We start from the raw sequence: 14,564 nt of genomic DNA, 5'->3' as shown, positions 1-14,564 counted from the left end.
TCTCAGGACATTATCAAACCTGTAAATACATAACAGGATTATCTTAAAACCTGTAAACTTTTTTTAGGACGAGACAGCATTTCTATACTTTTTATGCTACAAACCTTTTGCACCTCTGGTGCACCTGTCCTTAAGCACATCTGTATTAATACCTGTTTATTAACCAATAAAAATCCCCCAGAGGGGGAATAGGTTTGTAGAAATAACGTCCCACCCCTTATCCCAACCCCAGAGGGGTTCAACTCGCGCTGATTGGTCAATCGGCAATAATCATTTTGTGGGTTAAGTTAAACTCGCAGAGAACCCTGATGTATACGGCATGTAGTTTCAAAAGCCAAAAAAGCTTCGTAGATTTATTTCAACCAATCACGCGTCAACATGGAAAAGCCAAAGGAAAATATCGATGAATATATTGCCGGTTTCCCGGAAGATGTTCAAAAGAAACTGCAAACCGTGCGTGCTACTATAAAAGCTGCCGCGCCGGATGCGGAAGAAGCTATCAAATACGCTATCCCAACGTTTATACTTAATGGTAACCTGGTGCACTTTGGCGGCTTTAAAAGTCACATCGGGTTTTATCCTGCCCCGCAGGGTTTGGAAGAATTTAAAGAAGAACTATCCGGTTATAAAGGAGCAAAAGGCTCGGTTCAGTTCCCGCTGGATGAACCACTGCCACTCGATCTGATCTCCAAAATTGTAAAGTTCAGGGTACAGAAGAATATGGAAAAGGCAAAGAAGAAAAAATAGAACATTGCCAAATCCATTCTTTTAAATCGATCTTATCAAAACATTAACCATATTTTATCCTCTTTTTAACATAATCGTAAAAAGGGGCTTTTTTATGTTTGTTCCATAAAAAGAATTGTAATTTTGGGCGCTTCAATTTGAAAAAAATGAATAAAACTAACCGAAAACAGGACGCGCTAAACTACCACTCGCAAGGCCGTCCCGGGAAGATACAAGTTGTACCTACCAAACCAACAAATTCGCAGCGCGACTTAACCATGGCTTACTCCCCAGGTGTGGCCGAACCATGTTTAAAGATTGCTGATAATACCGAAGATGTTTATAAATATACCGCCAAAGGCAACCTGGTGGCTGTGATCAGCAATGGCACTGCCGTACTTGGCTTAGGTAATATTGGCCCCGAGGCCAGCAAGCCGGTTATGGAAGGCAAGGGCCTGCTGTTTAAGATCTATGCTGATATTGACGTGTTTGACCTTGAGCTGAACGCCAAAAGTGTAGATGACTTTGTGAACATTGTAAAAGCACTTGAGCCAACTTTCGGTGGTGTAAATCTGGAAGATATCTCGGCCCCAACCTGCTTTGAAATTGAGCGCAGGTTAAAGGCCGAAATGAATATCCCCGTAATGCATGACGACCAGCATGGTACCGCCATCATATCCGGCGCAGCTTTAATGAATGCCTGCGAAATTCAGGGGAAAAAGCTGGATAAGATAAAAATGGTGGTTAACGGTGCCGGTGCTGCAGCTGTATCCTGCTCAAAAATGTACCTGTCATTAGGGGTTAAAAAAGAAAACCTGGTGATGTTTGATATTAACGGGGTGTTAAACCAGGAGCGTACCGATCTTGACGATATCAGAATGGAGTTTGCTACCAACCGCAAAGATGTTAAAAACCTTGCCGATGCCATGAAGGATGCCGATGTGTTTGTTGGTCTTTCGGCAGGTAACGTGGTAACGCCCGATATGTTGAAAACCATGGCCAAAAAGCCTATTGTTTTCGCTATGGCCAACCCGGTGCCCGAAATTGACTATGACCTTGCGGCGGGCACGCGTGATGATATCATTATGGCAACCGGCCGTTCTGATTTTCCTAACCAGGTAAACAACGTGCTCGGTTTCCCTTACATTTTCCGTGGCGCGCTTGACGTTAGGGCTACTGCCATTAACGAAGAAATGAAGATTGCCGCAACGCATGCTATAGCCGAAATGGCAAAAAAACCGGTTCCGGAAGCAGTTAACCTGGCTTATAACCTTACCAACCTCAAATTTGGTAAAGATTATATCATCCCGAAGCCAATGGACCAAAGGCTTATCACCGAGGTATCAATGGCGGTGGCAAAGGCGGCCATTGCATCGGGCGTGGCCCGCAAGGTGATCACCGATTGGGATGCTTATGCCGAAGAACTGAGGTCGCGCCTGGGTACTAATGATAAGTTGCTGCGTAACCTTACCGCCAAAGCCAAGCAAAATCCTAAACGAGTTGTGTTTGCTGAGGCCGATAATTATAAGATTTTAAGGTCGGCACAGATCGTGAAAGAGGAAGGTATTGCTACCCCTATTTTGCTGGGTAATATCGACAGGATCAAAAAGATCATCCGTGATAATGATCTGGATCTGGGCGATGTACACATCATTGACCCGCGTGAGGGATGTGAGTATATAGATGAATATGCCGAGTACCTGTACAACAAACGTCAGCGCAGGGGGATTACCTTGTTCGAGGCAAAAAAAATGCTTATCGACAGAAATTATTACGGCGCCTGCATGGTACAGTTTGGCCGGGCCGATGCCCTGATCTCGGGGTTAACCAAAAACTATGTGACTACGGTAAAACCCGCACTACAGATCATCGGTACCGAAGAAGGTGTGAACCGCGTTGCCGGTATGTATATGATGATCACGGCCAAAGGGCCTGTGTTTTTTGGTGATACCACAGTGAATGTTAACCCATGTGTTAATGACCTGGTGGATATTACGGTACTGATAGAACGCTCGGTAAAGCAGTTTAATGTTAGCCCAAGGATTGCAGTATTATCTTACTCCAACTTTGGATCGAACGAAGGCGAAGTGCCCGAAAAAACAAGGGAGACCGTAGCCATACTCCATGAGAAATATCCTGACATGGTGGTTGACGGTGATATGCAGGCCAACTTTGCACTGAACGCTGATCTGCTTGCCGATAACTTTCCGTTCTCGACCCTTAACGGAAAACCTGCCAATACGCTGATCTTCCCTAACCTGGAGTCGGGCAATATTGCCTATAAACTTTTGCAGGAAATAGGCGGCGCAGAAGCTGTTGGGCCGATATTGGTTGGGTTAAAGAAACCGGTACACGTGCTGCAATTAGGCAGTTCGGTACGCGAAATTGTGAATATGGTTACTATTGCCGTGGTTGATGCCCAGGCGAAAGCTGCCGCTAATAGTTAAAGCCCCACCCAAACCCTCCCCGGAAGGGAGGTTTTTTTAAAAAGATCGCAATTAAAGACTCCCCAACAGCAGGAGATTTACAGGGGCTAATATATTTTATAATAAAGACGCTGGTATTTAAATACTTAGCGTCTTTGTTTTTTTAAGTGAGTATATTGCAGCTTTTTGTTTGTCATTATGTGAGCATAATGACGCCGGAATTTTATCTTTGGATAATCACTGTAAGGGCTGTTTTGCCATTAACATCATTGTTTAATAAACTTAATAAAGTAATAATATATGTATGATTATATTAGTGGTAAGCTAATGTTCAAAAGCCCGTCGTATGTGGTGATAGATGCTGGAGGAGTGGGGTATCATATTAATATTTCGGTAAATACCTATTCGGGCATCGGCGACGACGAAAAATGTAAACTCTTTGCGTGGTTGCACGTAAAAGAGGATGCGCATACGCTTTATGGCTTTGCTACAGAGGGTGAGCGCAGATTGTTCTTACATCTGATCTCTATTTCGGGTATCGGGCCAAATACGGCAAGGATGATGTTATCATCCATAAGCCCTGCCGAGATCCAGGCGGCTATTGTAAATGGCAATGTTTCATTAATCCAGCGGATAAAGGGGATCGGCCCTAAGTCTGCCCAGCGTATCATTTTGGAGCTGCAGGATAAGTTGCGTAAGGAAGGTCCTGATGCTTTAACTGTTGTGCCTGTAAGCCAAACTGTTAAGGACGAAGCCCTTTCGGCATTGGTGATGCTGGGTTTTGCACGTAACGCCGCCGAGAAGGTATTAGATCAGGAGATAAAGAAAAATAATGGTGAATTAACGGTTGAAGAGCTTATTAAGTTCGCGTTAAAAACTCTATAATTACGGATAAATATCTACTAACTTTTGACCAAAGTATTTACTTATAAGACACTTATAAGTGTGTTGTTCATTGTGATATTCGGGGGGCTGGGTAATGTGTATGCACAACAAAAACCCTCGCCTGCGGCTAAAAATGATACAACCAAATCAAATGCACCAATAAACCTAACCGCGCCACGAAGCCAGCGGATGAGGGAAGGTATTTTCAATGCCGACCCGGCGGCCCTGGTGCGTACTATTGAATATGACCCGGCTACAAACCGGTATATTTTATACGAAAGGGTAGGTAATTTACTTTACCGCCCGCCGCAATACCTCACTTTCGAGCAGTATTTAAAACTTAAAGAGAGATCAACCCAACGGGGGTATTTTCAGCAGCTGGCAGATAATTATGCCTATGATTCGCAGCAGCCGGGCTTTATTCCGCCTATAAAGGTGAGGAGCCATACGTTTGAGCAAATCTTTGGCAGCTCGGTTATCGATATCCGCCCGCAGGGATCGGCAGAAATGATCATGGCCGGGCAGGTAAATAAAAACCAAAATCCGCTTTTTAATACCCGGCAGCGCAGTCAGTTCAACTTTAATTTTGATCAGCGCATCCAGTTGAACGTAACCGGCAATATAGGCGATAAATTAAAGATCACCACTAACTATAATACCGATGCGCAGTTCCAGTTTGAAAACCAGATCAAGTTGGATTATACAGGGTCGAAGGATGAGATCATCCAAAAAATAGAAGCGGGTACAGTGAGTATGCCGCTTAATACTACGTTGATCACCGGTAGCCAGGCGCTTTTTGGTGTTAAAACCAAACTGAAATTCGGGCGGCTGGATGTTACCAGTATCTTTTCGCAGCAGCGCTCACAGTCAAAAACGATAACCATCACCAATGGTTCGCAGCAGGGTGAGTTTCGTTTAACACCTGCTGATTATGAGGCCAACAAGCACTTCTTCCTGTCGCAGTATTTCAGGAATAATTATAACAGGGCACTGGCCAATATCCCCATTATCAGCTCAAACGTTAACATTACCAAAATTGAGGTTTGGACAACTAACCGTACCAACGTAACTACCGATTCGCGGGATATCTTGGCGTTTATCGACCTTGGTGAAAATAATCCTTATAATAAAACCAGGATTGTTGGTGGCGGCAGTGCGCTGCCGGCCGGCTTTAAAGGGCCCGGTTTTGCACAGCAATCAAACAACCTGTTAACAGTTTTGCCGCAAAACGCGAGGCTCACCAATTCCAATGATGTTGCCAGCTTTTTCCAGGGATCTGGTAGTACAGATAACTATTCAAAACTTACCTATGCCCGCAAGCTTACTGATAAAGAATATACCCTGCATCCGCAATTAGGTTATATCTCCCTAAATTATCCCTTAAATAATGATGAGGTACTGGCGGTTGCTTACCAGTATACCGTTAACGGTGTACAATACCAAGTGGGAGAGTTTAGCAGTGATGTAGCGGTTAACCCTAATACACCCAATGTGCTGTTTGTAAAATTGCTTAAAGGCGAGCTGCTGAAAACCAATCTGCCAACCTGGGATCTGATGATGAAAAACATCTATTCCCTTGGTGCATTCCAGATAGCACCTACCGATTTTAAACTGACAGTTACCCGCCTCGACGATAAAACGGGGATTGAAAAAACGGTAATGGAAGAAGGGCAAAATCTAAAAGGTAAGCTATGGCTTCAGGTAGCAGGGCTTGATAACCTCAACCAGCAAAGCGACAAAAAGCCCGATGGCTACTTTGACTTTTTGGAGGGGATTACCATCGATTCACAAAACGGGCGAATTTCGTTCCCGGTGGTGGAGCCTTTTGGCTCAGACCTGGCAGCCAAATTTACTGCGGGCGAGACTGACCTGGTTAAACGATATGTTTATCAGCCATTGTATGATTCAACCAAAACCATCGCGCAGCAATATTTTCCGGCTTTAAACAGGTATGTGATTAAAGGAACCTATACCTCAACGGGAGGTTCTGAATACCAGTTAAACGCGGTTAATATTCCGCAGGGATCGGTAATTGTAACTGCCGGTACTGTAAAACTGCAGGAGGGGAATGATTATACGGTTGATTATAATGCAGGACGAATCAGGATTCTGAACCAGGCTTTGTTGTCTTCGGGCCAGCCTATAACCGTTAAACTCGAGAACAATGAGCTGTTTGGCGTGCAGCAAAAATCGTTATACGGCACAAGGCTCGATTATCATGCCAGCGATAAACTTCAATTGGGTGCTACCTTGATGCACCTTACCGAGCAGCCTATCACACAAAATGAAATTGCCGGCGAAGAATCTATTTCAAACACCATTTGGGGCTTTGACGCCAATTATAGTTCAAACTCGAGGTTCTTAACACGATTGGTTGACAAGATTCCGGGTATTCATACCAAGGTACCATCGTCTATTAATTTTTATGGCGAGTTTGCCAAACTGATGCCTGGCAGTCCAGGTGCATTGAATTTTGCCGGCTCAAAAAACGGTACATCCTATCTTGATGATTTTGAAAACAGCCAATCGGTAATAGATATTAAAGGAGCAAATAGCTGGCAAATTTCTGGTACCCCGCAGTTGTTTGGCGAATCGGCTTTGTTTGATAACCTGAGTTATGGCTATAACCGTGCACGACTGGCATTTTACAATATCGACCCTATATTTTATACCAACACCGGTTCTATCCCGATATCAAGAAGTGAGCTTTCCAACCATTATGTAAGGCAGGTAATTGAGCAGGAAGTTTTCCCTTATAAGCAATCGGCTACCGGGCAGCCGCTTAGCCTGGCTACCCTGAACATGGCTTTTTATCCAACCATCCGCGGGCCTTACAATTATGCTACCACCGGCATTAATCCCGATGGTACCTTGCAAAATCCTAAAACACGCTGGGGCGGTATGTTCAGGAAACTGGAAACTAACGACTTTGAATCATTAAACGTATCATACATTGAGTTTTGGGTGCTCGATCCGTTTATCTACAAGCCAAACTCGGCTGGCGGCGATCTTTACTTTAACTTAGGCTCTATCTCAGAGGATATATTAAAGGACGGCCGTAAAAGTTTGGAGAACAGCTTGCCTGTTGATGGCGATATGACCAAGGTTGATGAAACCAACTGGGGCAGGGTATCCAAATTGCAGCCGGTTATCAACGCTTTTGATAATAACCCTGATGCGCGTAAACTGCAGGACGTTGGTTTGGACGGCATGAACGACCAGGATGAGCAAACCAAATTTGCGCCCGTTGTTCAGCAGATCAAAGGACAACTGAACGCACAGGCAGCAACCGCTTATGCAGCCGATCCATCATCCGATGATTATCAATATTACCAGGGCCCGGCGCTTGACCAGGCCCGTGCCGGTATCCTTGACCGTTATAGCAAGTACAACGGCACCGATGGTAACTCTAAAACAGCTCAGCAATCACAAGCGGAGCTTGGTTTGCAAAACTCGGCCTCTACCTCCCTGCCTGATGGTGAGGATATTAACCGGGATAACAACATGAGCCAGGAAGATTCATACTTCCAGTACAAGGTATCTATGCGCCCTGCCGATATGGTTGTTGGGCAAAATTATATCAGCGATAAAGTTACCGCCCAGGTGAAATTACCCAATGGTACAACGCAGGCGGTTAACTGGTACCAGTTCCGGATCCCTATTACCGATTATCAGTCGAAGGTGGGCAATATCCAGGATTTTAAGGCCATCCGTTTTATGAGGATGTTCATGACCAACTTTGCCGATACCGCGGTGCTTCGCTTTGCTACGTTGGAGCTGGTACGTGGCGAGTGGAGAGCTTTCAATACCGAAAAAAATCCGCTGAATGTAATTGCAGATCCGGCTATCTCAAATCCGCCGATAGATAATTCGACCATTGATGTGCAGGCCGTAAATATTGAGGAAAATGGTAACCGTACACCTATACCCTATGTAGTACCACCGGGTATTAACCGTCAGCGTAATTACAATAACCTGCAAACCAATACCAAGCTTAACGAGCAATCGCTGTCGTTAAATGTGAAAAGCCTGCGTGATGGGTATTCAAGGGCTGCTTTCCGTACTTTTTACAATGATTTGCGTAAGTACAAGCGCATGCAAATGTTTATTCATGCCGAAGGTGATTATTTGAAAGATAATGACCTGAATGCTTTTATCCGTCTGGGCGTTGATTACCAGGATAACTATTATGAGTACGAATTGCCTTTAAAAATAACCCAGCCCGGTACCAGCGACCCGGCATCTATCTGGCCCGATGTTAACCAGATGGATCTTGAGCTTGATTTGCTTGTACGTGCGAAGTTGGCACGTAACCATTCCAACGTAGCATACAATCAGTTGTTTAAATACACCGAAGGGGATAAGGTGGTTTATATCAAAGGCCAGCCCGACTTAAGTAAACTGCGCACCATCATGCTTGGCGTGCGCAACCCTTATAAAGGTACAAATGCCATACCGGATGATGGGCTGGATAAATCAGGTACCGTTTGGTTTGATGAGCTGCGCCTTACCGATTTTGATCAGCGTGGCGGATGGGCCGCCACTGCGAGGATGGATGCCAAGCTTGCCGACTTTGCCGATATAACCGTATCGGGCAGTAAAACAACCATTGGTTTCGGTACCCTTGATTCGCGGTTGAACGACAGGAGTCAGAGCGATGACCAAACCTATGATGTATCGGCCAATGTTGAGTTGGGTAAGTTTTTCCCGGATAAAAGCGGTATTCATATTCCCGCTTATATCAATTTATCGTCGCAAAGGAGTATGCCGCAATATGACCCCGGCGCGCCCGATGTTGAGCTAAAGGCATCGCTTGCTGCTGCTACAAGTACCAAAGAACGCGACTCTATCAGGAATGCCGCCATTGACATTACTACCCGAAAAAGCATCAATTTCACTAATGTGCATAAAGCAAGGACTAACCAAAGTGCCATAAATCATATTTGGGATATCGAAAATTTTAATGCCAGCTATGCTTACACCGAATACAATCACCATGATTTTGTGACGCAGAATGATGTAGAGAAAACATACAACCTTACACTGGCTTATAACTACACCAATCAACCCAAATACTATAGCCCTTTTGCCAAGATCATTAAAAGCAATATGCTGGCCCTGTTCCGGGACCTGAACTTTAGCCTGCTACCGTCAAGGTTAAATTTCAGCATTAATTTCAATCGTTTTTATTCCGAGAATACCCTGCGCGATAATGATCCTAATAATTATATCCCCATCCCTACAACTACATTCAACAAGTATTTCAATATAACCCGTGTTTATGGTATAGGCTGGAACCTGTCGAAATCATTGCAAATGGATATCGACGCTACCAACCTTTCGGTTGTGGATGAGCCTGCCGGTCGTATCAATGGCCTGAAGCGCGATACGCTTTGGGATAACCTGAAAAAATTGGGCCGTACTACTAATTATAACCATACCATCAATTTTAATTATACGGTACCTATCAACAAAATTCCGGGGTTGGATTGGGTATCGGCAGTGGCGCGTTACAGCACCCACTTTAACTGGCAAACACAGCCGCTGTTTGCCATCAACAGCACCAATTATGACGTGGGTAACAGCATTCAAAACTCAAGGGCTATCCAACTTAACCCAACCTTGAACATGGTTTCGCTGTACAATAATTTCCCTTTTATCCGCAAGGCCAATAATCCCAATAAAAAGAATAATATCCTGATTGGGCTGCTAACCAGCATTAAAAACCTGAGTGCTACCTATACCCGAACGCAGGGTACATTTTTACCTGGTTATTTGCCGCAGTCGGGTTTTTTTGGTGCCGATGGCAGCGCTCCCGGTTTAGGTTTTTTATTAGGCAGCCAAACAGATATCAGGGCTAAAGCAGTCGCCAATGGCTGGATCACCAAAGATACCCTGCAAAATCAGTTATATACCACATCGCTAAATGAGGATATGCATTTCAGGGGTATCATAGAGCCATTTAAAGACCTGCGTATCGAGCTTACCGCCTTTAAAACCCAGGACCATAATTACCAGGCAAATTTCAAATATTTGGCATCAAGCAATAGTATTGAAACATTAAGCCCGGTTACTTCGGGTAACTATAGTGTGTCATTCCTGACCATTGGTACCGCCTTTGAATCGGCAAAAGGGATCAACAATGTGTCATCTACCTTTCAGAAATTTTTGGATGCCCGTACCGTAATATCGCAAAGATTAGGTCGTACCAATCCAAACTCAAGCGGTGTTACCGATGGGTATGCAGATGGCTACGGGCCAAATTCACAAAACGTATTGGTGCCCGCGTTTTTGGCTGCTTATGGAGGTAAAAATGCGTCGGGCAGTAACTTGTCGCAATTCCCTAAAATCCCTATTCCTAACTGGCAGGTGACGTATAACGGGCTAAGCAAGATCTCCTGGTTCCAGGATATTTTTGATTCGTTCGATCTGAGCCACGGTTACCGATCGTCATATAATGTAAGCGGTTTTACATCATTGCTGCAATACCAGGAAGCTCACGGAGCATCGTCGGCGCGTGATTTAAACAACGACTTTCTGCCGCTGTACCAGTTTTCGCAGGTTACCATTTTTGAACAGTTTGTGCCATTGCTGGGTGCAAGCATGCGTTTCAAGAACAGCATGACCGCCAATGCCGAGTTTCGTCAAAGCCGTTCGTTAAGTTTAAGTATGCTTAACAGCCAGCTGGCGCAGCAAAACGAAAAGATCATAGTTTTGGGCTTTGGTTACCACACCAAAGATTTTCATTTCCCGTTTGGCTGGTTTGAAGGCCTCCAGCATAAGGATGTAAATTTCAAACTCGATTTTTCGCTTCGAGATAATAAAACACTCATTTACCGTGCAGATGTTGAATCGGCCGAGATCTCATCAGGTGCGCAGAACATTACTGTAAGGCCGTCTATTGATTATGTGATTAACCAGCGCTTTAACCTCAATTTGTTTTACGATTCAAATCTTACCAAGCCCTACACCTCACAAACGTTTAATACCTCGTTTACCAACTTTGGCATTAATTTGAAGTTGTTGTTGCAATAGGATTGATTTGAAAATGAGTTGATTTGAAAATTTGAAGATGAAATACTTCGTCTCATCACAGTTCCTCTAATAGGACTACCCTTGGTTGATAGTATGTCGTACCAAGCTTAAATCTTTCCCATAATTAAATTAGTATATTTGTTCATATGGATTCATTAATTGTTTACCCGGAAAATAAGTAACAGATGGGAACTTTAGAGGCAGTTATGAAGCGATGAAAATCTCTTTTGAACAAAAAAGTGAAGTTTACCCCAATCATGTGGTTAAAGGTGTTAAAGAATCTTTAAAGCAAGCCGATGAAGGAAAGTTAACTCCGTATACCGGATTTAGAGATGTTCTTATTAAGGTTTCCCGTTAATTCAAAACTTCAATGGGAGGCACCTACGGAGCCAAAGATGTATTTTTTTATGGCTATAAACACGTGGCCCCACTGGGGCCGGTAAATGTTTATAATATGTCGCTCAAGAGGCTCTGAAACGCCTCAAAAGGGGCATCATTTTCAAATCTTCAAATCAGAAAATTTTCAAATCAAAACTTTCCCTGGTCCATCAATTTCTTTCGTTCCGCTTTCCTTTTCTGGCGTTCTGCTTTATTCTTTAAACGCTCCTCTTTGTTTTTCAGATGTTCGTCAATACGGTCTTTCGTAGCTTTTTGTTTTTCTTCATCGAGGCCGATACAAGGCTTTATACCAGTAAGCAGGGTTTTCCAGATTGTTTTAAAAAACGGCGAATCTTTTGGGCGTTTATAGATTACCAATGCCGAAGTTAGCTTTCCCTTATCATCCGGGTTACTGCGCCTGATCACAAACAGGTTGGCGAATATCGACATGATTGATTTTCTTTTAAAACGGTCATTAGCGGTATCGGGCTTTAGCAGCACTACCTTTAAATCGTTATATAAAAAATCAATCTTACCCTTAAACACTTTGCTGTTGGCCTGGATATCAAAGCTGAATTTTTTAACACTGCCCGATGTCATCTTTACCATGGCCAAAGGCATGGTAGCCGGATTTAGCCTTCCAAATTCCATGGGGCCTAATGTGCCTTTATAGCTGAAGGCCGCATCGTCATCACTTAAATTAAATTTCATTTGCACATCGAGCCGGCCACGGTTCATGAAATAGGTGGTCAGGTCAACAGTGGTAATGTTGTTTCTGGCTATGGCCGATGGGTTGTTTGTAATATTATAAATGCGTCCGCTGGTGTTATAAAAGGCTACTGTACCCGTTTTTTGCGATTTTTTATTAAACTCGTTATAGATCACATCCACATGCCTGAGTTTCACGGTATCTATCCTTAAATCAAGATTTAATTTCCTGATCATCATGTTAGGAAAGGTTTTAACCTTATCAGTCAGTGAATCCGGCTTTTTACCCGGGTTGGTGAAAGCGGTTATCTTGCCTCCGGCCAGCGTTAAGCTTGAGGTAGAAACCGTACGGTATTTATGATAATTTAGATAGTCAAAATTGTTGAGCTGCACCGAATCTGCGAGGAAGCCCAGGCGGTCTTTCTGGCTTTTGCCAAAAAATACGTCTGATTTTGCGGGTTGCATAGCAAGTCCTTCTATATTTAGTCGGGAGGTAAGTGTGGAAAGTTTAAGATGCCTGATCTTGTAAGTGTACAAGCCGCTTGGAGTTTCCCCTGTGTAGTTATTCAATTCGGTAATGATGTCCTTACAATAAAGCAGGCGCGATTTATCGTATTGTGTGGCCGAATCTATCAGCAGGTCGGTGGCGCTTAAGTTAAGTTCTTTAAGTTTGGAAATAGCTACTTTATTGCCAGAGTAATCTTCATATTTCAGATTGACGTCATTAAGTAAAATGGCGCCGATATGGATCGACTCCAGGCTTTTTGAAATACGCTGCCAGGCAGTTCGATGGTCTTTAACAACAGTATCTTTAGTATGGTTTAACTGGTAGCTAACGCTCAACTGTGGTTCATTCAAGATAATCTGACCGATGTTTAGCTTTTTTCGAAAGTAAAGGCTAAAAGGATGTACGTGGTTAAGCACCAATCGTTTTACCTTAAGCTCAACAAGTGTGTTTGGCGCCAGGTGCAATCGCTTCTTCTGATTGTAAACAGTTGTATCGGGCTTAAGGGTGATATTGTAAATAATGATCTTCCCCTGCAGAACATGTAGTTCCGCATCCGAAAAATCGGCTGTATAAAGGCTGTCACTGCTGCTTAATACTACATCTTTTACCTTACCGGCCAATATGGGCGACCAATACCTGTTTACAACTACAGCCAGTAGTAATATTGCTATAACCGGTATCAGCACAAATTTAAATGTCCTTTTTTGCCACTTGTGCTTTAAAAAATTTAGTGCCATTTACCGGTGGTTACTTTTTACTTGTGTTTTAATGCTTTAACAGCAAGTTAGTAACTTTTGTTATAGTGCGGTGGCGGTGTATGTTATTTTTTGTTAAAACTCATACTTGATTCATCATCGACAGGTTTATATGTTGATGTTTAACTTAAATAAAGGTTTTCCTTAACTGCAAAGCAACCCCGGGGAAAATGATGGCGTTATATCTGTACATAACCATTATTAACATCTAATTCAGACTCCCGATGAAAACAAAAATGTACTTAGCCCTGACGGGCGCAATTGTGTTTACTTTATTAACGGTATCGTGCAAAAAAAATCACGATAACAATCCAAACACACCTAAAGCTGTTACCGGCGTACAGCTTACCTCAAACGCAACCTTTGGCAGTATCATAACAGATAATAACGGTCGCGCGCTTTACTTTTTCTCTGATGATGCAGCTAATGTTTCAACCTGTACAGGAGGATGTGCTGTGATTTGGCCTGCCTTTTATAAAGAAAATCCATCCATAGGCACCGGCTTATCTGCAACTGATTTTGGTGTTATCACCAATGCCGACGGCAACAAGCAAACCACTTATAAAGGCTGGCCCTTATATTACTATGCAAAAGATGTTGCTGCTACCGATGTTAACGGCGATGGCGTTGGCAAATCATGGTTTATAGCAAAAGCCGATTATACGGTAATGGTTTCTTACGCACAGCTGATAGGGCACGACGGTAACCAGTATACCAGCAAAGGAATAGCCGGTACTGAAAACTCACAGTACATTACAGATGCCAACGGGCGCACCTTGTACCTGTTTACTAAAGATGCCTCTAAAACAAATAAGTTTAGCACCGGCGTGGCTGCTCATGACGCCAACTGGCCAATTGATGGGGTAACAACAGTTCAAAGTGTTCCATCTATTTTAAACAAGGGCGATTTTGATGTGATCACCGTGTTCGGGCAAACACAGTTGGTGTACAAAGGGCACCCGCTGTATTACTTTGGCCAGGATAACGGCGTTAAAGGCAATACCAAAGGTGTTAGCTTCCCGACGCCGGGCGCGGCTATATGGCAAATCAACAACACCAGTACTGTGGCTTTGTAATAAACTTAAAACTGAGACCGGATTTAATGGACGGGTAATACAACTGTATTGCCCGTTTTTTGTTAAG

General features: G+C 43.5%; 7 protein-coding genes. 6 read left to right on the top strand and 1 reads right to left on the bottom strand.

Features of this window, described 5'->3' with window-relative positions:
- The first annotated feature begins 378 nt into the window (after positions 1–378).
- The 5 genes from AC59JO_RS28615 to AC59JO_RS28595 all read left to right on the top strand — a co-directional run bounded on the left by AC59JO_RS28615 (position 379) and on the right by AC59JO_RS28595 (position 11,430).
- Positions 379–747: an iron chaperone gene (locus AC59JO_RS28615; RefSeq protein WP_497309760.1), complete on the top strand. Its 369-nt coding sequence runs from the start codon at positions 379–381 to the stop codon at positions 745–747.
- A gap of 146 nt (positions 748–893) precedes the next feature.
- Complete coding sequence (locus AC59JO_RS28610) at positions 894–3,173, top strand: NADP-dependent malic enzyme (RefSeq protein WP_497309758.1); 2,280 nt, start codon at positions 894–896, stop codon at positions 3,171–3,173.
- A gap of 279 nt (positions 3,174–3,452) precedes the next feature.
- Positions 3,453–4,037, top strand: a complete 585-nt coding sequence (ruvA, locus tag AC59JO_RS28605) for a Holliday junction branch migration protein RuvA (RefSeq protein ID WP_413665978.1) — start codon at positions 3,453–3,455, stop codon at positions 4,035–4,037.
- Between the two features lie 24 nt (positions 4,038–4,061).
- On the top strand, positions 4,062–11,072 hold the full coding sequence (gene sov, locus AC59JO_RS28600; RefSeq protein ID WP_497309756.1) for a T9SS outer membrane translocon Sov/SprA: 7,011 nt from the start codon (positions 4,062–4,064) through the stop codon (positions 11,070–11,072).
- Between the two features lie 214 nt (positions 11,073–11,286).
- Positions 11,287–11,430 carry a hypothetical protein gene (locus tag AC59JO_RS28595; protein WP_497309754.1) on the top strand — a complete coding sequence of 48 codons (144 nt, stop codon included), beginning with the start codon at positions 11,287–11,289 and terminating at the stop codon, positions 11,428–11,430.
- A 170-nt stretch (positions 11,431–11,600) separates the two neighbouring features.
- On the opposite strand, the gene AC59JO_RS28590 is transcribed toward AC59JO_RS28595, so the two are convergent.
- Complete coding sequence (locus tag AC59JO_RS28590; protein WP_413665981.1) at positions 11,601–13,403, bottom strand: hypothetical protein; 1,803 nt, start codon at positions 13,401–13,403, stop codon at positions 11,601–11,603.
- Positions 13,404–13,645: 242 nt separating this feature from the next.
- Between AC59JO_RS28590 and AC59JO_RS28585 the strand changes: the two genes are divergently transcribed.
- Positions 13,646–14,497 carry a hypothetical protein gene (locus AC59JO_RS28585; protein WP_497309752.1) on the top strand — a complete coding sequence of 284 codons (852 nt, stop codon included), beginning with the start codon at positions 13,646–13,648 and terminating at the stop codon, positions 14,495–14,497.
- The last annotated feature ends 67 nt before the right edge of the window (positions 14,498–14,564 follow it).

The sequence above is a fragment of the Mucilaginibacter sp. A5337 genome (assembly GCF_059690695.1).
The sequence above is the reverse complement of the archived record's forward strand: the minus strand, read 5'-3'. Positions and strand labels throughout refer to the sequence as shown.